Source organism: Kitasatospora sp. NPDC090091, from assembly GCF_044747365.1.
Taxonomy (GTDB): domain Bacteria; phylum Actinomycetota; class Actinomycetes; order Streptomycetales; family Streptomycetaceae; genus Kitasatospora.
Genome location: NZ_JBIVDY010000003.1, coordinates 17455 through 38523 on the forward strand (window position 1 = coordinate 17455; position 21069 = coordinate 38523).

General features: G+C 74.2%; 17 protein-coding genes. 13 read left to right on the forward strand and 4 right to left on the reverse strand.

The genetic code is table 11. From position 1 onward, the window contains the following. Positions 1-269 precede the first annotated feature (269 nt). The 6 genes from ACIPSC_RS05790 to ACIPSC_RS05815 all read left to right on the forward strand — a co-directional run bounded on the left by ACIPSC_RS05790 (position 270) and on the right by ACIPSC_RS05815 (position 6072). Positions 270-1331: a RimK family alpha-L-glutamate ligase gene (locus ACIPSC_RS05790; RefSeq protein WP_400823393.1), complete on the forward strand. Its 1062-nt coding sequence runs from the start codon at positions 270-272 to the stop codon at positions 1329-1331. After that, positions 1328-2245, forward strand: coding sequence for a RimK family alpha-L-glutamate ligase (locus ACIPSC_RS05795; RefSeq protein WP_400823395.1), 918 nt, complete (start codon positions 1328-1330; stop codon positions 2243-2245). The genes ACIPSC_RS05790 and ACIPSC_RS05795 overlap by 4 nt, the downstream gene beginning before the upstream one ends. Before the next feature lie 52 nt (positions 2246-2297). Continuing rightward, positions 2298-3128: a putative RNA methyltransferase gene (locus ACIPSC_RS05800; RefSeq protein WP_400823397.1), complete on the forward strand. Its 831-nt coding sequence runs from the start codon at positions 2298-2300 to the stop codon at positions 3126-3128. Positions 3129-3257: 129 nt separating this feature from the next. Continuing rightward, positions 3258-4718 carry an AAA family ATPase gene (locus ACIPSC_RS05805; protein ID WP_400823399.1) on the forward strand — a complete coding sequence of 487 codons (1461 nt, stop codon included), beginning with the start codon at positions 3258-3260 and terminating at the stop codon, positions 4716-4718. Further along, positions 4715-5116, forward strand: coding sequence for a nucleotide pyrophosphohydrolase (locus tag ACIPSC_RS05810; RefSeq protein ID WP_400823402.1), 402 nt, complete (start codon positions 4715-4717; stop codon positions 5114-5116). The genes ACIPSC_RS05805 and ACIPSC_RS05810 overlap by 4 nt, the downstream gene beginning before the upstream one ends. A 158-nt stretch (positions 5117-5274) precedes the next feature. Next, positions 5275-6072: a DUF6099 family protein gene (locus tag ACIPSC_RS05815; RefSeq protein ID WP_400823404.1), complete on the forward strand. Its 798-nt coding sequence runs from the start codon at positions 5275-5277 to the stop codon at positions 6070-6072. A gap of 593 nt (positions 6073-6665) precedes the next feature. Here ACIPSC_RS05815 and dapD read toward each other — a convergent pair. After that, positions 6666-7655: a 2,3,4,5-tetrahydropyridine-2,6-dicarboxylate N-succinyltransferase gene (dapD, locus tag ACIPSC_RS05820; RefSeq protein WP_400823406.1), complete on the reverse strand. Its 990-nt coding sequence runs from the start codon at positions 7653-7655 to the stop codon at positions 6666-6668. A gap of 140 nt (positions 7656-7795) precedes the next feature. On the opposite strand from dapD, the gene ACIPSC_RS05825 reads away from it, so the two are divergent. The 3 genes from ACIPSC_RS05825 (at position 7796) to argF (ending at position 13447) form a co-directional block, all read left to right on the forward strand. Then, positions 7796-9475 carry a 3' terminal RNA ribose 2'-O-methyltransferase Hen1 gene (locus ACIPSC_RS05825; protein WP_400823408.1) on the forward strand — a complete coding sequence of 560 codons (1680 nt, stop codon included), beginning with the start codon at positions 7796-7798 and terminating at the stop codon, positions 9473-9475. Further along, on the forward strand, positions 9472-12189 hold the full coding sequence (locus tag ACIPSC_RS05830) for a polynucleotide kinase-phosphatase (protein ID WP_400823410.1): 2718 nt from the start codon (positions 9472-9474) through the stop codon (positions 12187-12189). Before ACIPSC_RS05825 ends, ACIPSC_RS05830 begins: the two co-directional genes overlap by 4 nt. Before the next feature lie 256 nt (positions 12190-12445). Continuing rightward, on the forward strand, positions 12446-13447 hold the full coding sequence (gene argF, locus ACIPSC_RS05835) for an ornithine carbamoyltransferase (RefSeq protein WP_400823412.1): 1002 nt from the start codon (positions 12446-12448) through the stop codon (positions 13445-13447). Between the two features lie 105 nt (positions 13448-13552). Here argF and ACIPSC_RS05840 read toward each other — a convergent pair whose 3' ends face one another. The 3 genes from ACIPSC_RS05840 to ACIPSC_RS05850 all read right to left on the reverse strand — a co-directional run bounded on the left by ACIPSC_RS05840 (position 13553) and on the right by ACIPSC_RS05850 (position 15200). Continuing rightward, complete coding sequence (locus ACIPSC_RS05840) at positions 13553-14134, reverse strand: superoxide dismutase family protein (protein ID WP_400823414.1); 582 nt, start codon at positions 14132-14134, stop codon at positions 13553-13555. Positions 14135-14314: 180 nt separating this feature from the next. Then, on the reverse strand, positions 14315-14722 hold the full coding sequence (locus ACIPSC_RS05845; protein WP_400823416.1) for a type II toxin-antitoxin system VapC family toxin: 408 nt from the start codon (positions 14720-14722) through the stop codon (positions 14315-14317). Between the two features lie 112 nt (positions 14723-14834). Next, positions 14835-15200 carry a hypothetical protein gene (locus ACIPSC_RS05850; RefSeq protein ID WP_400823419.1) on the reverse strand — a complete coding sequence of 122 codons (366 nt, stop codon included), beginning with the start codon at positions 15198-15200 and terminating at the stop codon, positions 14835-14837. A gap of 30 nt (positions 15201-15230) precedes the next feature. On the opposite strand from ACIPSC_RS05850, the gene ACIPSC_RS05855 reads away from it, so the two are divergent. From ACIPSC_RS05855 to ACIPSC_RS05870, 4 genes are all read left to right on the forward strand, one after another. Beyond that, complete coding sequence (locus tag ACIPSC_RS05855; RefSeq protein WP_400823421.1) at positions 15231-16472, forward strand: hypothetical protein; 1242 nt, start codon at positions 15231-15233, stop codon at positions 16470-16472. Next, positions 16469-16654 (forward strand): hypothetical protein, encoded by a 186-nt coding sequence (locus ACIPSC_RS05860; protein ID WP_400823423.1) that lies wholly within the window; start codon positions 16469-16471, stop codon positions 16652-16654. Before ACIPSC_RS05855 ends, ACIPSC_RS05860 begins: the two co-directional genes overlap by 4 nt. A 287-nt stretch (positions 16655-16941) precedes the next feature. Further along, entirely contained in the window at positions 16942-19587 is a 2646-nt protein-coding gene (gene acnA / locus ACIPSC_RS05865) for an aconitate hydratase AcnA (RefSeq protein ID WP_400823425.1), read from the forward strand. A 131-nt stretch (positions 19588-19718) separates the two neighbouring features. Next, entirely contained in the window at positions 19719-21029 is a 1311-nt protein-coding gene (locus tag ACIPSC_RS05870) for a glycoside hydrolase family 18 protein (RefSeq protein WP_400823426.1), read from the forward strand. The last annotated feature ends 40 nt before the right edge of the window (positions 21030-21069 follow it).

The window sequence follows — 21069 nt, forward strand, 5'->3', positions numbered from 1 at the left end:
CGACGGAGGCCGCGGAGGCGGGTGGGGCCGGTGGTGCCCGAGCGCGCTGCCGCGGCGCGGTGGAAGTGGTGGGAGTACGAGCGGCCCCGGTGGGCGCGGGCCACGGCGAGCGGCCGCGGATCCCGGGCAATTCGGACCGATTGTTGCCGAACGCTTACAGGCCGGGCGATCTTGCGTGCAGACCCCGTGGCATCCTGGGGCCTTTACAGCTCTGCCGGACGGGAACGGCGGACGTCCGTGCCGGCTGAGGCGAGGGGGATGACAGGCTCATGAGGCTCTGCTTTCTGGTCGAGGAACACTACCGGCACGACGGCATGCCGCTCGACGTCGTGCGCCAACTCACGGCATGGGGTCACCGGGTCGACGTGCTGCGCCCCGGCGACTCGCTGATGGCGATCTCCGAGGCGGTCCGGGCGGGCAGCCACGACGCCTGGGTGCTCAAGACCGTCTCCGGCGGCCCGGGGCTCACCCTCCTGGAGGCGGCCGCCTCCGTCGGCCTCACCACCGTCAACGACGTCCGCTCCATCCGCGGCGTCCGCGACAAGGCGCTCGCCGCGGTGATCGCGCGCACCCGCGGCCTGCCCGTCCCCGTCACCTACGCCGCCGCCCGCTGGGAACGGCTCGCGGAGATCCCCGCCGCCGAGTACCCGCTGGTGGTCAAGCCCGCCGACGGCAGCTCGGGCCGGGCCGTGCGCCTCGTCCCCACCCCCGACCACCTGGCCGCACTCGGCCCGCAGCTCGCCGGCGAAGGCCTGCTGATCGCCCAGCCCTACGTGCCCAACTCCGGTACCGACCTCAAGGTCTACTGCGTCGACGGCGAGTTCTACGCCACCGAGCGCTGCTCCCCGCTCCACCCCGGCCAGGGCGTGCGCGAGCGCCAGGTGCCGCTCGGCGCCGACATCGCACGGATCGCCGCACAGGTCGGCGAGGTCTTCGGCCTCGACCTCTACGGCGTGGACGTGCTGCTCGGCCCGGACGGGCCGGTCGTCGTCGACATCAACGACTTCCCCAGCTTCCGGCAGGTGCCGGACGCGGTGGCCAAGGTGGCCCGGGCCGTGCTGCGGCTGGCCCGTACGGGCACGGCGGTCTCCGCCCCGGCGCCCGCGCTGCTGTCCGAGCCGGCCGCGGCGGCGGACGCCGTGCGGCTGCCCGCGCCGAGCGGCACCGCGGTGGGCGTCGGCAGCTTCGGCGTGGCGGGCTTGGTGGGCGAGCCGGACCTGGTCGGCGGCCCGGGGCTGGTCGCCGGCGGGCTCGGCGGCGGGCTCGGCGGCGCCGGGCTGGTCAACGGTGGCGCCGGGCTGGTCAACGGTGGTGTGGGCGGCGGGATATGAGGATCTGCCTGCTCACCCCCGACCCCGGCCACCCGCTGCTGGCCGCCACCGCGGCCCTGCTGGCCGCCGACCACCGGGTCGAGGCGCTCGACCCCACCACCGGCGACGCCCCGCCCGCCGAGCTCCTCGGCCCCGGCCCGCTCGCCGACGTCTACCTGCTCAAGGCCCGCACCCCGCGGGCCCTCGCGCTCGCCCGGTACCTGGAGGAACGCGGCGCCCCGGTCGTCAACTCCGCCGCGGCGACCGCGTTCTGCCAGGACCGCACCGCCATGGCCGAGCTCGCCCACCGCGCCGGCCTGCCGTTCGCGGCCACCCGCACCGCCGCCACGCTCGCCGACCTGCCCGACCCCGACGGGCCGATCGTGGTCAAGAGCCGCCACAGCAGGCGCCACGACCTCGTCGCCCGGGTCGACGACGCGGCCGCCCTGCGGGCGCTCGCCGCCGAGTGGCCCGACGAACCCGTGATCACCCAGCCGTTCCTGGCGAACTCGGGCTGGGACCAGAAGCTCTGGGTCGTCGACGGGCAGGTCTTCTGTGCCCGGCGCCGCTCCGAACTCGCCGATCCGGTCGATGCGGCCGGCCAGGTCGGCCCGTCGGGAGCGTCCGGATGGGCCGGACCGGTCGTCGACGGCGGCGGGCGGGGCTTCGGCCCCGCGGACCTGCCGGCCGACCGCGCCCGGCTGGCCCTGCGGGTCGGCGAGGTCTTCGCCCTCGACGTCTACGGAGTCGACCTGCTGGACGGTCCCGCCGAACCGGTCATCGTCGACGTCAACGCCTTCCCCGGCATCCGCGGCCAGGCCGGCGCCCCCGAGGCGCTCGCCGCGCTCGCCCTGCGCACCGCCCGCCGCGGCACCCCCGCCCCGCCCCGCCTGCCAGGGCAGCGCGAGGCACGCCCGCGCGCCGCAGATCGCTAGGCTTGCTCTCTCCGGCCGGACCGCACGACCGGATGGCGAGAGAAGACGGACGTTGCTGCAGGACATCGAGCGCTACCTGGCCTGCCCGCACTGCGCGCAGGCGCTCACCCTCGACGGGCGCACCCTGCGCTGCCCCGCCGGACACAGCTTCGACGTCGCCAAGCAGGGCTACGTCAGCCTGCTCGCCGGCGACGCGCACACCGGCACCGGTGACACCGCCGACATGGTCGCCGCCCGCAGCGGCTTCCTCGACGCCGGCCACTACCGGCCGATCGCCGACGCCCTCACCGCCGCAGCCGTCGCGGCCGCCCCCGAAGGCCTGGTCGCCGACCTCGGCGCCGGCACCGGCCACTACCTCGCCCACGTCCTCGACGCCCTGCCCGACCGGCCCGGCGCCGCCCTCGACATCTCCAAGTACGCGCTGCGCCGCGCCGCCAAGGCCCACCCCCGGATCGGCGCCGTGGTCTGCGACGCCTGGCGCCCGCTGCCGCTGCAGGACGCCTCCGCCGGTCTCGTGCTCAACGTCTTCGCCCCGCGCAACGGCCCCGAGATCCGCCGCGTGCTGCGCCCCGGCGCCACCCTGCTGCTGGTCTCCCCGACCCCGCGCCACCTGCGCGAACTCGTCACCGCACTCGGCCTGCTCTCGGTCGACGAGGAGAAGCAGCGCCGGATCGACGAGAAGCTCGGCCCCCATCTCACCCCCGTCGGACGGCAGGAGGTCGAGTTCACGCTGCGGCTCTCCGCCGCCGACGTCCGCACGGTGGTCGGCATGGGGCCGAGCGCCTGGCACACCGACCCGGCGCAGCTGGCCGCCCGGCTCGCCGCACTGCCCGACCCGGTCGAGGTCACCGCCTCCGTGACGGTCGCCGCCTACCGCCGCTGAGGCCGCTCCGGGCCCTCGGCGAGCCGTTCGGGAAGCTGCCCGAGGCCCTGCGGCCGGGCCCACCCCGTTGGGATGAATCTGCCGGGCAGGCACGTTTCTGCCGACCCGGCGGCGGCTAACGTCCGACGGGTGAACCGCGACGCCACCCGGCCCGCCGTGCCGGCCCACCCCCTCCAGCGGACCGCGGACGCCGGTCGGCCACCCGTGCAGCGCCCCACCGTCGAGGAGCTCCGGCTCACCTCGTTCAAGTCCTACCGGCGCGCGGCCCTGCCGCTCGCACCGCTCACCGTGCTGCACGGTCCGTCCGGCGTCGGCAAGTCCAACGCCCTCGACGCGCTCGCCGTCCTCTCCCGCCTCGCCCTCGGCGAGCAGATCACCGACTCCCTCGACGGCCTGCCCGGCCGGGCGGGCCCGCTCGCCACACCGGTCCGCGGCGGCCTGGCCGGCTGCGTCCCGCACGGCCGCAACGCGATCATCCTCGGCTGCACCGTCCGCTCCGCCGACGGACCGGTCCGCCTGGAGGTCGTCGTCCGCACCGACGGACCGGTCCGGATCGCCCGCGAGCAGCTCACCCTGGACGGCCGGATCCTCGTCGAGACCGGCGAACAGGACCTCCGCAACCACCGCGTCAATGTCAGCTGGCACAACGACACCCGGCAGGGCGACATCCGCGCGCCCTTCCCCAACGGCGTCCTCGTCACCGCGCAGATCCCGCTGCGGGTCGCCGGATCGTCCCCCGGCGAACGCAAGGTGCTGGCCGCCGCCGAACACGTCCTCACCGCCCTGCGCGAGGTCTTCCCGGTCCACCCCGTACCGGCGCTCATGCGCGGCTGGGCCCGCCCCGACCCGCAGGCCCGGCTGGTCGGCACCGCCGCCAACATCTCCGCCGTCATCGCCCGGCTGAGCAGCGAATGCGCGCGCCGCTACGGTCAGCTGCTGCGGGTCGTCCAGACCGCCGCCCCGCACCCGCTGCTCGGACTCGACCTCGCCCGCCGCGGCACCGGGGCCGCAGAGCGCGTCCGCACCGTCTTCGACGAGGGCGTCCTCGGCCGCACCGGCGCCGACCAGGCCTCCGACGGCATGCTGCGCCTCCTCGCCTTCGCCGCGGTGCTGCTCACCGGCGCCGCGGTCCTCGACCTCGACCCGGCCGCCGAGGTGCCCTGGGCCCACCGGCAGCTCACCGTGCTCGCCGAGGACCTCGGCGCCGGGCTCGGCACCGAGCAGACCGCCGCGCTCGTACGGCTCGCCCGCGAGATGACCGCGCGCAACCAGCTGCGGGTGCTGGCCGCGCTGCAGGAGCCGGTGGCCGCCCGGGAGGCGCTCGGCGGGGACGCGCGCGCGGGGGACGGCGAGCTGCCGCCGGGTGTCGCGCTGGTCGAGTGCCGGCGCGACCCGGACTCCGGGCACACCGTGCTGCGCACCGAGACGGCCAGGGTGCCGGCCCAGGCGTCGCGGAGCGCGGCGGGGGAGTCCGGGGTCGTGGGGCCGGGGCTGCCGGGCGGCGGGGCCGGGCCGGGGGTGCCGGTGATGCCGGCGGGGGAGGCGGGGGAGGCGGGCGCGGCGGCGGATGCGGTAGACCTGGACGGGTGAGCGAACGAGTGACGGAACCCGCCGACCCGACCCTGGAGAGCCTGCGCCGACGGCTGACGGAGTTCGCCGCGGCGCGCAGCTGGGAGCCCTTCCACACGCCCAAGAACCTCGCCGCGGCGCTGTCGGTGGAGGCCGGCGAGCTGCTGGAGATCTTCCAGTGGCTGACGCCCGAACAGGCCGCCTCGGTGATGTCCGACCGGGAGAGCGCGCACCGGGTCCGCGACGAGGTGGCCGACGTCCTCGCCTACCTGCTGCAGTTCTGCACGGTGCTGGAGGTCGACCCGCTGGAGGCCCTCGCCGCCAAGATCGAGCGGAACGAACTGCGCTTCCCCGCCCCCGGGGCGAAGCCCGCGCCGCAGCCCGACGTCAACCCGGACGTGGGCGACCAACCCTTGTGAGGGACGAAAGTTGTCCACAGCCCCCGGGTTTTCCACAGGTTCCGGGAAGGGGGCGGCGCCGCCTCGCCCCTCGGCGCACGCTGTCGCCGTGACCACGTGACCGCCCCGCGGCGGCCGTGGTCCGACGGCGACAGCGAGCGGGAAAGGGGTGGCGGCCGATGGAGGCGCTGCGACTGATCAAGACGGCCCGGCACGCCCTGGCCGAGGCCAGGAACGTGGCGGACGTGCTGGCGGAAGCACGGCAGGCCGTGCTGCTCACCGAGGCGGTCGGGGCCCGGCTGGCCGAGCTGGAGGGCCCGGACGGCGACGAACTGGTCGGCCTGGGGCAGCAGTTGGCTGAGGCGGGATCCCATGCGGCGGGCTGCCTGGACCAGCCCCTGGGGGAGTCCTCGGCCCTGTCGGCGCTGGGTGCCGGCGGACGGGCGGCGCGGCTCACCGAGCTGGGGGCGCTGGCGCCCATGCTGGCCGAGCTCGACGGGCTGCTGCGGGACGCGGGGGAGACGCTGGTGGTACTGGCCTGCGGTGCGGAGACGGAGAGCCTGTACTGGACGTGCATCGACGGTGTCGACGCGGCGGCCGAGTGCAAGGACTTGGTCGGCCGGCTGGGAAGGGCGGTGCGGCGGGCGGCGGAGGACGGCGGCCGGGAGGCCGCGGGGACCACGGCGGCCGACCCGCCGCCGAGGCCGCCTCAGAGACCGGCGGAGGGGGTGCCGCTGGTCGTGGTCACACTCGGGCCGCCGACCGGCCCGTCGGCGGCCAGGGCACCGGACGACCGCAGATCGGCGAGGTCGGCGGTGACCGAGGCGAGCAGCTCCTGCAGCTGCTCCAACAGGCTCTTCGGGGTGGCCGGTGCCGTCGACGGGTCGGTGGGCGACTGCTGCTGCGACGGCAGGGCGGATGCCTCGGACCGGGGTTCGGACATGAGCGGACCTCTTCGGATCGGTAGTGCGGTGTGAAGCGGGTGGAACGGCCGGCGGTGGCTCGGCGCACGCACCGCGCCGCCGGGCGGAGCCCCGCCGCTGCAACCAACGAACCGCTTCCGGCCGGGTCACCTGCCACCACCCGATGTGGTCCAACTCCCGTTCCGGATAAGCCTCCCGGGTGATCTCGGCTTGCCGCGGCCGAGCGGCCCGGGCTAGGCGGGGGCGTCCGGGACCGGACTGCCCGCGGTGCGGGTGTGGGCGAGCGCTCGCCCACACCCGCACCGGTGGAGGGCGTGTGGCGTGGCAGAGACGACAGGGGCTTCGCGGCCGGGCTGCACAGCAGTGGCCGCCCGAGAGGGCCGCACAGCAGCGGCGACACGGAAAGGGCCCGCACAGCGGGGGCCACACGCAAGGGGCCACATGACACGGGATACGGGGAGGTGGGTGGGAGGGGGAGGGGGGTGGGCCCCCGGGGAACGCGACAGCAGAAACGAACAGCGAACAGCAAGGGCCTCGGCGCCGATACGGCGCCGAGGCCCTTCCCATGTGGGGCCCTCCCGTACGAGAGGGCCCCGTGTGAAGCCCTCCCGCACGGAGGCCCTTCCTGCGCGGAGCTACCGGCAGGATCAGTTGTGCGCGTGCAGCTCGGCGTTCAGGCCGCCCCAGGAGCCGGAGCGGGCGATGACCTCGACGGCGCCGGTCTGGGAGTTGCGGCGGAAGAGCAGGTTGTCCTGGCCGGACAGCTCGACGGCCTTCGCCACCTTGCCGTCCGGGGTGGTCACCCGGGTGCCGGCCGTGACGTACAGGCCGGCCTCGACGACGCAGTCGTTGCCGAGCGAGATGCCGATGCCGGCGTTGGCGCCGAGCAGGCAGCGCTCGCCGACCGACACAACCTGCTTGCCGCCGCCGGAGAGGGTGCCCATGATCGAGGCGCCGCCGCCGATGTCGCTGTGGTCACCGACCACGACGCCCGCGCTGATCCGGCCCTCGACCATGGAGGTGCCCAGGGTGCCGGCGTTGAAGTTGACGAAGCCCTCGTGCATCACGGTGGTCCCGGGCGCCAGGTGGGCGCCGAGCCGGACACGGTCCGCGTGGGCGATGCGCACGCCCGACGGGGCGACGTAGTCGGTCATCCGCGGGAACTTGTCGATCCCGTACACGGCGAGCTGGCCGCCCTGGGCGCGGACGGCCAGGCGGGCCTGCTCGACCTTGTCCACCGGCACCGGGCCGATGCTGGTCCAGGCGACGTTGGCGAGCAGGCCGAAGACGCCGTCCAGGTTCTGGCCGTGCGGCTTCACCAGGCGGTGGCTGAGCAGGTGCAGCCGCAGGTACGCGTCGTGCGCGTCGATCGGCTTCTCGTCCAGCGAGGCGATGGTGGTGCGCACGGCGACCACCTCGACACCGCGGCGGGCGTCGGCGCGCAGCGTCTCGGTGGCGCCGGCGCCCAGCTCGGCCTCGGCCTGCTCGGCGGTCAGGCGGACGGTGCCGGCCGGGCCCGGCTCGGCGGCCAGTGCGGGGGCGGGGAACCAGGTGTCGAGGACGGTGCCGTCGGCGGCGATGGTGGCCAGACCTGCGGCGACGGCGCCGCTTGCGAGGGAGGTGGATTCTGCAGTCACATCGTGCACGTTAACGAATGCGGGCCGCCGCTGCCGAACACGCTCACCGAGCGGACAGGGCGCCCGCGGGTGACGCGGCGGTTCCGGGGCCGGACAAAACCTGGTGCCCACCGGGCCGCCGCTCGGCGATACTCGGGCAGGTGTTCATGTCGATCTCCACCACCGGCACCGCCGAGAGCCCGGCCTCCGACCTCGGCTTCCTGCTGCACAAGCACCCGGGCAAGGTCCAGCGCTTCTCGACGTCGCACGGCGAGGCGCACGTCTTCTACCCGGAGGCGGGCGACGAGCTCTGCACGGCTGCGCTCCTGCTCGACATCGACCCGATCGCGCTGGTCCGCAAGGGGCGGGGCAAGGGTCGGGGCGGCTCGCCGGACTTCGCCCTCGCCCAGTACGTCAACGACCGCCCCTACGCCGCGTCCTCGCTGCTCGCGGTCGCTCTGCGGACGGTGTTCCGCACGGCGATGAAGGGCGTCTGCGAGGCTCGCCCGGGGCTCGCCGAGGTTCCGCGGCCGCTGCGGATCTCGCTGCCCGCCGTGCCCGCCAACGGTGCCGGCGAGAGCGGCGGCCCGGCGATGGCGGCCCGGCTGTTCGAGCCGCTGGGCTGGCAGGTCGAGGCGTCGGCGATCCCGTTGGACGAGGCGTTCCCGGAGTGGGGCGAGTCGCGCTACGTCCGGCTGGAGCTGGCCGGGACGGAGGTCCGGCTCGCCGACGCGCTCCAGCAGCTGTATGTGCTGCTGCCGGTGCTCGACGGCGCAAAGCACTACTGGGTCGCCCCGGACGAGGTCGACAAGCTGCTCGCCGCGGGCGCGGGCTGGCTCGCCGACCACCCCGAGCAGGCGCTGATCGCGCGCCGCTACCTGTCGCGCCGCTGGGCGCTCACCCGGCGGGCGATGGAGCGCCTGGAGCTGGCCCGGCTGGCGGAGGCCGACGACCGCGAGGTCGAGGAGATCGACAACGCGGTCGACGACTCCGCGGACGACTCCGTCGACGAAGCCGTGGACGCCGCCGCCTCGGGCACGGCCGCCGCGGCCGCCGTGGGCGACGGCCGGCCGGAGCAGCCGGAGCCGGCCGCCGAGCGGAAGGCCTCGCTGGCCGACCAGCGCCGGGCGGCGATCCTGGCCGCCCTGGGCGAGGTCGGCGCGGCACGGGTGGCCGACCTGGGCTGCGGGCAGGGCGAACTGGTCGGCGCGCTCCTCAAGGACGCCCGGTTCACCGAGGTGCTCGGTGTGGACGTGTCCGCGCGGGCGCTGTCCGCGGCCGCGCGCAAGCTGCGGCTGGAGCGGATGTCGGAGCGCCAGGCGGCCCGGGTGCGGCTGGTCCAGGGTGCGCTGACGTACACGGACGCGCGGCTGAAGGGCTTCGACGCGGCGGTGCTCTGCGAGGTGATCGAGCACCTGGACCTGCCCAGGCTGCCGGCGCTGGAGTACGCCGTGTTCGGGGCGGCCCGGCCGTCGGCGGTGGTCGTGACCACGCCGAACGTCGAGTACAACGTCCGCTGGGAGAGCCTGCCGGCCGGGCACGTCCGGCACGCCGACCACCGGTTCGAGTGGGACCGCGCGCAGTTCCGGTCCTGGGCCGAGCGGGTGGCGGCGACGTACGGCTACACCGCGGTGATCCGCCCGGTCGGGCCGGAGGACGCCGAGGTGGGCGCGCCGACCCAGCTCGCCCTGTTCCGGATCGGCACCGCACCGGAACCGGCGCCGACACCCACCGCCGACCCCACACCCACCCACGACAGCACGGCCACCGACGACCGCACGTTCACCGATCGCACGTCCACCGACACCACCACGACGCCCGAAGGGGGCGAGACCCGATGACCGACGACGCACTGCCCCCGGACGCCACCGACGCCCCGGACGCCGACGCACCCACCGCCGACGCACCAACCGACGCGACGCCCACCGCCGCTCCGCCCACCGAAGCGCCCGCCGAGCCGACAGCCGAAGCGACCCCCGCCCGGCCCCGCCGCCTCCCGGTGACCGACGTCTCCCTCGTCGTCCTGATCGGCACCAGCGGCGCCGGCAAGTCCACCTTCGCCCGCCGCCACTTCCTGCCCACCCAGGTGGTCTCCTCCGACTTCTGCCGCGGCCTGGTGGCCGACGACGAGAACGACCAGTCCGCCTCCGCCGAGGCCTTCGACGTGCTGCACTACATCGTCGGCAAGCGCCTCGCCGCCGGCCGGCTCACCGTCGTGGACGCCACCAACGTCCAGCCGGAGGCCCGGAAGCAGCTGGTCCGGATCGCCCGCGAGCACGACGTGCTGCCGATCGCGATCGTGCTGGACGTCCCGCCGGGCGTCTGCGCCGAGCGCAACCGCACCCGTCCGGACCGCCAGCTGCCCGCCCACGTGATCCCGCGCCAGAACCGCGAGCTGCGCCGTTCGCTGCGCGGCCTGGAGCGCGAGGGCTTCCGCAAGGTGCACATCCTGCGCGGCGAGGCCGAGGTCGCGGCCGCCGAGGTCGTGCCGGAGAAGCGCTTCAACGACCTGCGCCACCTCACCGGCCCGTTCGACATCGTCGGCGACATCCACGGCTGCCGCTCCGAGCTGGAGACCCTGCTCACCCGGCTCGGCTACGTGCTCACCCGGGACGACGCGGGCCGCGCGGTGGACGCCGCGCACCCCGCGGGCCGGACGGCCGTCTTCGTCGGCGACCTGGTCGACCGCGGCCCGGACACGCCGGGCGTGCTGCGCCTGGTGATGGGCATGGTCGCCGCCGGGCACGCGCTCTGCGTGCCGGGCAACCACGAGAACAAGCTCGGCCGGTCGATGGACGGCAAGAAGGTCACCGTCTCGCACGGCCTGCAGGAGTCGCTGGACCAGCTGGCGGGGGAGTCGGAGGAGTTCCGCGCCGAGGTTCGGGCGTTCATGCGCGGCCTGGTCAGCCACTACCTGCTGGACGGCGGCGCGCTGGTGGTCTGCCACGCCGGTCTGCCGGAGAAGTACCACGGCCGGGCCTCCGGCCGGGTCCGTTCGCACGCGCTGTACGGGGACACCACCGGCGAGACCGACGAGTACGGCCTGCCGGTGCGCTACCCGTGGGCGGAGGAGTACCGGGGCAAGGCGATGGTGGTCTACGGACACACGCCGGTGCCGGTGGCGAGCTTCCTCAACAACACCATCTGCCTGGACACCGGCTGCGTCTTCGGCGGCAGCCTCACCGCGCTGCGCTACCCGGAGCGGGAGCTGGTGTCGGTGGAGGCCGAACAGGAGTGGTACGCGCCGGTCCGGCCGCTGAAGGCGGACGCGCCGGGCGCGCGCGAGGGCCGTCCGCTGGACCTCGCCGACGTGGCGGGCCGCCGGGTGGTGGAGACCGCGCTGCACGGCCGGATCGCCGTGCGGGAGGAGAACGCGGCGGCGGCGCTGGAGGTGATGAGCCGGTTCGCGATCGATCCGCGGCTGCTCGCCTACCTGCCGCCGACCATGGCGCCGAGCGCGACCTCCCGCCGACCGGGCTACCTCGAACACCCCGAGGAGGCCTTCGCCGCCTACCGCGAGGACGGCGTGCGCGAGGTGGTCTGCGAGGAGAAGCACATGGGCTCCCGCGCGGTGGTGCTGGTCGCCCGGGACGCCGGAGCGCTGGAGAAGCGGTTCGGCCTGGCCGGGCCGGGTGCGATCTGGACCCGGACCGGCCGTGCGTTCCTCGGCGACGACAGCCTCACGGCCGCCGTCCTGGACCGGGTGCGGGCCGCGGCCGAGCGCTCCGGCCTGTTCGACGAGCTGGCCACCGGCTGGCTGCTGCTGGACGCGGAGCTGATGCCGTGGTCGCTCAAGGCCACGGACCTGCTGCGCCGTCAGTACGCGGCGGTCGGCGCGGCGGCCGGTGCGGCGCTGCCGCAGGTGATCGCGGCGCTGGACCGGGCGGCCGGGCGCGGGCTCGACCTGGGCGAGCTGACGGCCCGCCAGCGGCAGCGCGCGGCGGACGCGCAGGCGTTCACCGAGGCGTACCGGCGCTACTGCTGGCCGACCGAGGGGCTCGCCGGGATCCGGCTGGCGCCGTTCCAGCTGCTGGCGGCCGAGGGGGCGAACCTGGCGGTGCGCCCGCACGACGAGCACCTGGCCCGGATCGACCGGCTGGTCGACGCCGACCACGCGGCCGAGCCGCAGGCCCCGGTGCTGCACCGGACCGGCCGGCTGGTGGTGGACACCGCCGACCAGGCGTCGGTCGCCGCGGGTGTCGCCTGGTGGGAGGAGCTCACCGGGGCCGGCGGCGAGGGCATGGTGGTCAAGCCGCTGGCGTCGCTGGTCCGTGTCGGGGCGGGGCCGGGCCGTCCGGGCGGGCTGGTTCAGCCCGGGGTGAAGGTGCGCGGCCGCGAGTACCTGCGGATCATCTACGGCCCGGACTACACCGAGTACCTGGACCAGCTGCGGCAGCGGTTCCTCGGGCACAAGCGCTCGCTGGCGCTGCGTGAGTACGCGCTGGGGCTGGAGGCGCTCGACCGGCTGGCGGCGGGCGAGCCGCTCTGGCGGGTGCACGAGCCGGTGTTCGCCGTGCTCGCCCTGGAGTCGGAGCCGGTGGACCCCCGCCTCTGACCGGCCCGACGCGCCACTGTCCCGATGCGGAACTGTCCCGCCGGTCGGCGACGCCGCCGACCGGGGGCGGGCCCTGCGGTGACCACCGCAGGGCCCGCCCCGTTTCCGGCACCTCGCTAGGTGCTGCCCTGCTCGTAGGGGAAGTACCCGTCGGCGTCGGGGTAGGACGTCCGACAGCGGCTCTCTGCATACAAATTCCGAGTATCGTATACAATTGCCGCTTCGCGGTCCGTCCACGTCACCCCAGGAGCCCGGCATGGCGTTCAACCTCCGGAACAGGCACTTCCTCAAGGAGCTCGATTTCACGGCCCAGGAGTTCCGCTTCCTGGTGGACCTCGCCGCCCAGCTCAAGGCGGCGAAGTACGCGGGTGCCGAGCAGCCCCGGCTGCGGGGCAAGAACATCGCGCTGATCTTCGAGAAGACCTCCACCCGGACGCGCTGCGCGTTCGAGGTGGCCGCCCACGACCAGGGCGCCACCACCACCTACCTGGACCCGTCCGGCTCGCAGATCGGCCACAAGGAGTCGATCAAGGACACCGCGCGGGTGCTGGGCCGGATGTTCGACGGTATCGAGTACCGGGGCCACGGGCAGGAGATCGTCGAGGAGCTGGCCGCGTACGCCGGCGTCCCGGTCTGGAACGGCCTCACCGACGAGTGGCACCCGACCCAGATGCTCGCCGACGTGCTGACCGTCCGGGAGCACACCGCCAAGCCGCTCACCGAGGTGGCCCTCGCCTACCTCGGCGACGCCCGCTCCAACATGGGCAACTCACTGCTGGTCACCGGCGCCCTGCTCGGCATGGACATCCGGATCGTCGCGCCCCGGGCGCTCTGGCCCGCCGAGGAGGTGCTGAAGGCCGCGGAGGGGCTCGCCGCGACCAGCGGCGCCCGGATCACCCTCACCGAGGACGTCGACGCGGGCGTGGCCGGCGCCGACTTCCTCTACACCGACGTCTGGGTCTCGATGGGCGAGCCCAAGGAGGTCTGGGCGGAGCGGATCGAGCTGCTCAAGCCGTACCAGGTGTCGATGGACACCGTCCGGGCCACCGGCAACCCGGCCGTGAAGTTCCTGCACTGCCTGCCGGCCTTCCACGACCTCGGCACGGTGCTCGGCCGGCAGATGTACGAGGCGACCGGGATGACCGAGCTGGAGTGCACCGACGAGCTGTTCGAGTCGGCGCACTCCGTCGTGTTCGACCAGGCGGAGAACCGGCTGCACACCATCAAGGCCGTGCTGGTCGCGACCCTCGGAGCCTGACCTCCCCGGCCGCCCGGCCCCGGTGTCACGGCCTCCCGAGCCTCCCGCACCTCCCAGAGTTCCCAGAGTTCCCAGAGCTCCCAGGCCTCCCCGATCTCCCGGAGCTCACGGCTCCAGCTTCACGCAGGCGGCCCGGTCGCCCGCGCCGTGCGGGCCGGCCGGGGTGCCGGCGTGCAGGACCAGCGAGCGGGCCTCGCCCGGCCGCGGCTGCCAGGCCGCCGCCGTGGCCGCCGTGCCGCCGCCCCGTGAGTCGGTGCGCAGCGTCAGCCGCATTTCGTTGCGGTCGTTGGCGTAGGCCGGGTCGGTGGAGGGCCGCACCGGGTCCACCGCGTCCTGGTAGTGCGGGCCGGAGGCGGCCGGGTCGGCCCCGCAGGAGCCGGTGTGCAGGTGGGCCGGGAACGCGTGGTCCGCGGCGACCCCGGCCACGGTGACGGTCAGCACCGTCCGCCCGGGGAACGAACGGTCGACGACCACCCGGACGTGCGAGCCGTACGGGACGAGGTCCGGCGCGTGGCTGATCGCGGTCGGGGGGACGAAAGCCGTCGCCGGATCGAAGTCGGCCTCCACGACGGAGACCGGCGAGGCCGGTGAGACCCGGCCCGGCGGGTCGGCCGGGCGCGAGGGGCCGGTCGCGGTGGGGGCCAGCAGGGCGAGCGGGAGCAGGGCGGCGGCGAGCGGCGCGGACATCGGCGGACCTTCCGGAGGCGGTACGGCGGGACGCCCTGCTCAACGCCGTCCGGCCCCGGCGGACACCCTTCCCGAGGCCGGTCTCCAGGCCGGTCTTCCGAGGCCGGTCCCCCGAAGCGGACAACCGAAGCGGAGCCCCTTGGCCCCGTGCCTCGCGGGCACCCCGGGCCCGCGCCCGGCTCAGCCGGTCGAGCGGTGGATTCCCCGGATCTCGCAGCGCGGCCCGCTGGCCCGCATCAGGCGCAGGTCCGCGGTGACCAGCGGCGCGCCGAACTGCTCGGCGACCGCGACGTAGGCGGCGTCATCGGGCGTGAGGTTGTCCTTCAGCTCCCAGATCCGGCCGAGCAGGGGTGCGACCTCGACCTTGCGGATGGCCAACCCCGGCAGTTGCGCGGCGAGTTCGCCAACCCGCTCGGCGGTCAGCTCCTTGGCGAGGTAGAGGCCGCGCAGCGACTGCATCACCTCGATGACGATGTGCTCGGGGGCCACCCACTCGCCGCCGGCGGCGAGTTCGGCCCGGGCCGCCTCCCCGCGCTCGCCCTCGTCGGCCAGCGCGAGCACCAGCGCGGACGCATCCACCACGATCATCAGTAGGCCCCCGTCCTGTCCCGGCCCGTCCGGCACGTCAAGTCACCGGCCACGGTACCCGGGCGGTCCACCGGAGGCTCCGCCGGCGGTGACCCGGGCGGCGGGTGCCGGGTCACCACCGCGCCGCGCCCAGCAGGCCGGCGAGCAGCCCCGCCAGCATCGAGGCGGCGTTGGCCGTCCCGGCGAGGGCCCAGGGCAGCGGCCCGCGCAGGCGCAGCCCGGCGAGCGGGCGCAGCAGTGCCGCCTCGGTCGCGCAGACGGCGGCCTCGCCGACCGCGAAGGCGGTCCAGTACGCTGCGGCGGTCCCGCCGGTGCGGTGGCTCACGGACCACCAGAGCAGCGGGTGCGTGGCCAGGTTGACCAGGACGGCGGCCGTCGCGGCGCGGGCCGGGCGGACCCCGCCGGCCCGGACGAGGGCCACGGTGTACAGCGGTGCCTCGACCAGCAGGGTGAGGGTGAGGGCCGACGGATAGGGCACGGCGGAGATCGTGCCACGGGGAGGGGGAGCGTGGCCATCGCGATCGCGGACGGCCCGAGCCAGGGCCCGCCGGCGCGCCCGTCCAGCACGGCGCGCACCGGCCCGGACGACGCCGGACCCACCGCCCCCGACGGCACCGCCGCCCCGGGGAGCGACGGATCCACCGCCCCCGGCGGCGTACGGCTCGGCGCGGCCCCGCAGGCCGGGTTCGTCCTGGCGGCGGCCGCGGCGCTGGTCCTGGCGCTGCGCGCCCCGGCCGGCCTGGCGGTGCTGGGCCTGGCGCTGTTCGGGGTGCTGCACAACGTGCTGGAGCTGCGCTACGTGGCCGGCCGGTTCGCCGCGGTGCTGGCCGGTCCGCTGCTGCGGCTGCTGCTGGTGCTGGTGACCGGCATCGTCTTCTGCCGGCTGGTGCCGCCCTCGCTGGTGCCGCGTCCGGCGGCCCAGGCGGCCGAGATCCTGCTGGCCTACGGACTGCTCGCGGCCGCATGCCGGTCGGGGCTGCGCGGGCGTCCGCTGCTGCTGGCCGGGAGCGGGGCGGTGCTGGTGGGGGCGGCGGCCGGGTCGCTGGCGTTCCCGGCGTACCACTTCGTGGTGCTGGCGCACCTGCACAACGTGGTGCCGCTGCTGTTCCTGTGGGAGTGGTCGCGCCGCCTGGTGCGGGGCCGGGCGCTGTTCCTGGCCCTGCAGTGCGGCTGGGTGCTGGTGGTGCCGGCGGTGCTGCTGTCCGGGGCGCTGGACGGCGGGCTGGACGGCGGGCCGGCGCCGGGGACGGGCTGGACCGCGCGGCTCGCGGTCGCGTACACGCCGCCGGCCTGGCTGACGCCGGGCGTGGGTCTGCGCTTCCTGGCGGTGTTCGCCTTCCTCCAGACGATGCACTACGTGGTCTGGGTCTGGTTCCTGCCGCGGTACGCGCCGGATGCGACCGGGGCGTTCGAGCGGCGGGTACCGGCGCTGCGGGGCGGGCGGGCCTGGTTGCTGGGCGTGGCCGTGGGCGGACTGCTCGCGGTGCTGTTCGCGGCCGACTACGCGCAGGGCCGGACGGTGTACGCGGCGCTGGCCAGCTACCACGCCTATCTGGAGTTCCCCGTCCTGTTGATGCTCGTCCTCGGCCTGGGGGAGCCCCGGGCCGCCGTGCCGGACCCCGCCCCGGCGCCGCCCGCCGCTGTGCTCTCGACACCCCCGGCGCCACCAACACCCCCGGCACCCCCGGCACCCCCGACGACGCCGACGTTCCCGACACCCGTTCCCGCATCCACCGAGGAGTCCCCGTGACGACCGTCCCCCCGACCGCCGCCCTGCTCGCCGACATCGCCCCCGCTCCGGGTGGCTCGGACGGCAGCCTGGTGGCCGTCCTGCTGCTGGCCGCGGCCGTGGTGGCCGGGGCCGTCTGGCTGATCCGGCTGGAGCGCAAGCGCCGCGACTCCGACCCCGGGAGCGGCCCGGACGCCCGCTGATCGCGCCCCGGACACCCACTGATCGGGCCCCGGACCCGCCCCCGACGCGCGCCGGACCCTCCCCACGCGGTAGGACAGTTTCAGGGGCATGCCTGAGGTGGTGCCGGCGGCGCCATGCACTATGGTTTATCTCGACATCGAGATAACTGCCCCTTACGATATATCTCGACATCAAGATACTTGCCGAGAGGCGCTCACCGGCGGTGCGGGCAAGGTAAGCCTAAGTAAGGCTGACCTTACCACCGTGGCGGCCGGATACCGCACGAAGCACCTAGAAGGAGTCAGTCGTGTCCGCGAACAGCTTCGACGCCCGCAGCTCGCTGCAGGTGGGCGACGAGTCGTACGAGATCTTCAAGCTCTCCGCCGTCGAGGGTTCCGGGCGGCTGCCCTACAGCCTCAAGGTGCTGCTGGAGAACCTGCTCCGCACGGAGGACGGCGCCAACATCACCGCCGACCACATCCGTGCCCTCGGCAACTGGGACGCCGACGCCCAGCCGAGCCAGGAGATCCAGTTCACCCCGGCCCGCGTGATCATGCAGGACTTCACCGGTGTGCCGTGCGTGGTCGACCTCGCCACCATGCGTGAGGCCGTCAAGGAGCTGGGCGGCGACCCGGCCAAGATCAACCCGCTGGCCCCGGCCGAGCTGGTCATCGACCACTCCGTCATCGCCGACAAGTTCGGCACCCCGGACGCCTTCGTCCAGAACGTCGAGATCGAGTACGGCCGCAACAAGGAGCGCTACCAGTTCCTGCGCTGGGGCCAGACCGCGTTCGACGAGTTCAAGGTCGTCCCGCCGGGCACCGGCATCGTCCACCAGGTGAACATCGAGCACCTGGCCCGCACGATCATGGTCCGCGGCGGCCAGGCCTACCCGGACACCTGCGTCGGCACCGACTCGCACACCACCATGGTCAACGGCCTGGGCGTGCTGGGCTGGGGCGTCGGCGGCATCGAGGCCGAGGCCGCGATGCTCGGCCAGCCGGTCTCCATGCTGATCCCGCGCGTCGTCGGCTTCAAGCTGACCGGCCAGCTGCCGTCCGGCACCACCGCCACCGACCTGGTGCTCACCATCACCGAGATGCTGCGCAAGCACGGTGTGGTCGGCAAGTTCGTCGAGTTCTACGGCGACGGCATCGGCGCCATCCCGCTGGCCAACCGCGCCACCATCGGCAACATGTCGCCGGAGTTCGGCTCGACCTGCGCGATCTTCCCGATCGACGCCGAGACCATCAACTACCTGAAGCTCACCGGCCGCGACGCGCAGCAGCTCGCCCTGGTCGAGGCGTACGCCAAGGAGCAGGGCCTCTGGCACGACCCGTCGGTCGAGCCGGTCTACTCCGAGTACCTGGAGCTGGACGTCTCCACCGTCGTCCCGTCGATCTCCGGCCCGAAGCGTCCGCAGGACCGCGTGATCCTGGCCGAGGCCGCGTCGAAGTTCGCCGAGGCGCTGCCGACCTACTCGGCGGAGGCCTCGAAGCCGACCGCCGTCACCGCCCCCGACGGCTCGTCGTACACCATCGACAACGGCGCGGTCGTGATCGCCTCGATCACCTCCTGCACCAACACCTCCAACCCCTCCGTCATGCTGGGCGCCGCCCTGCTGGCGAAGAAGGCCGTGGAGAAGGGCCTGACGGTCAAGCCCTGGGTCAAGACCACCCTGGCGCCCGGCTCCAAGGTCGTCATGGACTACTACGAGAAGGCCGGCCTGCTCCCGTACATGGAGAAGCTGGGCTTCAACCTGGTCGGCTACGGCTGCGTCACCTGCATCGGCAACTCGGGCCCGCTGCCCGAGGAGGTCTCGGCCGCGGTCAACGAGTCCGACCTGGCCGTCGTCTCGGTGCTCTCCGGCAACCGCAACTTCGAGGGCCGGATCAACCCCGACGTCAAGATGAACTACCTGGCCTCCCCGCCGCTGGTGGTCGCCTACGCCCTCGCCGGCAACATGAACGTCGACATCACCAAGGACGCCCTGGGCCAGGACGCCGACGGCAACGACGTCTTCCTCGCCGACATCTGGCCGTCCGAGCAGGAGGTCGCCGACGTCGTCGCCGGCTCCATCGACCAGGACATGTTCGACAAGGGCTACCAGGACGTCTTCGCCGGCGACCACCGCTGGCAGTCGCTCCCGGTCCCGACCGGCAACACCTTCGAGTGGGACGCCGAGTCCACCTACGTCCGCAAGCCCCCGTACTTCGAGGGCATGGCCAAGACCCCGAGCCCGGTGACCGACATCGCCGGTGCCCGCGTCCTGGCCAAGCTGGGCGACTCGGTCACCACCGACCACATCTCCCCGGCCGGCAACATCAAGCCGGGCACCCCGGCGGCGCAGTACCTCACCGAGCACGGTGTGGAGAAGCGTGACTTCAACTCCTACGGCTCGCGCCGTGGCAACCACGAGGTCATGATCCGCGGCACCTTCGCCAACATCCGCCTGCGCAACCAGATCGCGCCGGGCACCGAGGGCGGCTACACCCGCGACTTCACCCAGGCCGACGGCCCGGTGTCGTTCATCTACGACGCCTCGCAGAACTACCAGGCCGCCGGCACCCCGCTGGTCGTCCTGGCCGGCAAGGAGTACGGCTCCGGCTCGTCCCGCGACTGGGCCGCCAAGGGCACCGCGCTGCTCGGCGTCAAGGCCGTCATCGCCGAGTCCTACGAGCGCATCCACCGCTCGAACCTGATCGGCATGGGCGTCCTGCCGCTGCAGTTCCCGGAGGGCGAGAACGCCGACTCCCTCGGCCTGACCGGCGAGGAGACCTTCTCCATCACCGGCGTGACCGAGCTCAACGAGGGCCGCACCCCCAAGACCGTCAAGGTCAAGGCCGGTGACAAGGAGTTCGACGCGGTCGTGCGCATCGACACCCCCGGTGAGGCGGACTACTACCGCAACGGCGGCATCCTGCAGTACGTGCTGCGCAGCCTGATCGGCTGAACCGAGCAGTAGCGCCGAGAGGCCGGACCGCGCACGCGGTCCGGCCTCTTGTGCGTTCCGGCGCAATGGACTAAACCTCATTGTCAGTCTGGTCCAGACCATTTGACGATGCCTCAGAGGACAGGTCCGGTATGCCCACACGCGCCTCCGCCATGCTCGCCGCCGCCACCGTCGCCGCACTGCTGGCCACCACCACCGCCACCGCGACCGCCGCCGAGGCCCACCACGGCCCGAAGCTGAAGGGGCAGCGGGTCGGCTACTTCACCCAGTGGGGCGCCGACAGCTCCGCCAAGCGGGTCCAGGAGTCCGGCCAGGCCGGGAAGCTCACCGTCGTCAACTACGCCTTCGGCAACGTCTCCGCCGACGGCACCTGCTTCGAGAGCAACGAGGCCGGCCAGGGCGACGCCCGCAACGACTACCAGCGGGCGTTCCCGGCCGCCGAGTCGGTGGACGGCCGGGCCGACGCCGCCGACCAGCCGCTGAAGGGCCACTTCAACCAGCTGCGCAAGCTCAAGGCGAAGAACCCGCAGCTCAGGACCGTGATCTCACTGGGCGGTTGGAGCTGGTCCAAGTACTTCTCGGACGCCGCCGCCACCGAGGAGTCCCGGCGCAGGTTCGTCTCCTCCTGCATCGACCTGTACATCAAGGGCAACCTGCCCGTGCTCGCCGGCTCCGCGGAGGGCGGCTACGGTGCGGCCGCCGGGGTCTTCGACGGCATCGACCTCGACTGGGAGTACCCGGGCGGCGGCGGTGACGCCGGCAACGTGGTCCGTCCCGAGGACGGCCGCAACTTCACGCTGCTGGTGCAGGAGTTCCGCCGCCAGCTGGACCGGCTCTCCGGCCGCAAGGGCCCGCACTACCTGCTCACCGCGGCCGTCGCCGCCAACGAGACCGTCGCCGCCCGGCTGGAGCTGCCCGAGCTGGCGCGCTCGATGGACTGGCTCAACCTGATGACCTACGACCTGCACGGCCCCTGGGAGGGGAAGGGGCCGGCCAACCACCACGCCAACCTCTACTCCGACCCCACCGACCCGGAGCCGCGCCGGCGCAGCGCGGACGAGGCGGTCGAGTACTACACCGGGCACGGCCTGCCGGCCGCCAAGACCGTGCTGGGCGTGCCGTTCTACGCCCACGGCTGGACCGGTGTCCCGGCCGGCGACCGCGGCGGGCTGTACCAGCCGGCCACCGGCACCACCGCCGACCGCAGCTACAAGGAGGTCGACGCGCTGCCCGGGAAGGTCTACGTCGACCGGGACCACGGCGCGTCCTGGAAGTACGACGGCACCGACTTCTACAGCTACGACACCGCCGAGGTGCTCACCCAGAAGGCCCGCTACACCCGGTGGAACGACCTGGGCGGGGTGATGGTCTGGTCGCTGGACGGCGACGACGCCCGGGGCAGTGCGATCGCCGCCCTCGACCGCGGTCTCCAGCGGGGCTGAACGCCGACCGCCCGGCCGGCCACCGGCCCGAGGACGGCCG

What these genes read in the sequence shown, in the direction of transcription:
- ACIPSC_RS05790 (WP_400823393.1), top strand. Translation starts at nt 270, where the DNA reads ATGAGGCTCTGCTTTCTGGTCGAGGAACACTACCGGCACGACGGCATG.
- ACIPSC_RS05795 (WP_400823395.1), top strand. Translation starts at nt 1,328, where the DNA reads ATGAGGATCTGCCTGCTCACCCCCGACCCCGGCCACCCGCTGCTGGCC.
- ACIPSC_RS05815 (WP_400823404.1), top strand. Translation starts at nt 5,275, where the DNA reads ATGGAGGCGCTGCGACTGATCAAGACGGCCCGGCACGCCCTGGCCGAG.
- ACIPSC_RS05830 (WP_400823410.1), top strand. Translation starts at nt 9,472, where the DNA reads ATGACCGACGACGCACTGCCCCCGGACGCCACCGACGCCCCGGACGCC.
- argF (WP_400823412.1), top strand. Translation starts at nt 12,446, where the DNA reads ATGGCGTTCAACCTCCGGAACAGGCACTTCCTCAAGGAGCTCGATTTC.
- ACIPSC_RS05840 (WP_400823414.1), bottom strand. Translation starts at nt 14,134, where the DNA reads ATGTCCGCGCCGCTCGCCGCCGCCCTGCTCCCGCTCGCCCTGCTGGCC.
- ACIPSC_RS05845 (WP_400823416.1), bottom strand. Translation starts at nt 14,722, where the DNA reads ATGATCGTGGTGGATGCGTCCGCGCTGGTGCTCGCGCTGGCCGACGAG.
- ACIPSC_RS05870 (WP_400823426.1), top strand. Translation starts at nt 19,719, where the DNA reads ATGCCCACACGCGCCTCCGCCATGCTCGCCGCCGCCACCGTCGCCGCA.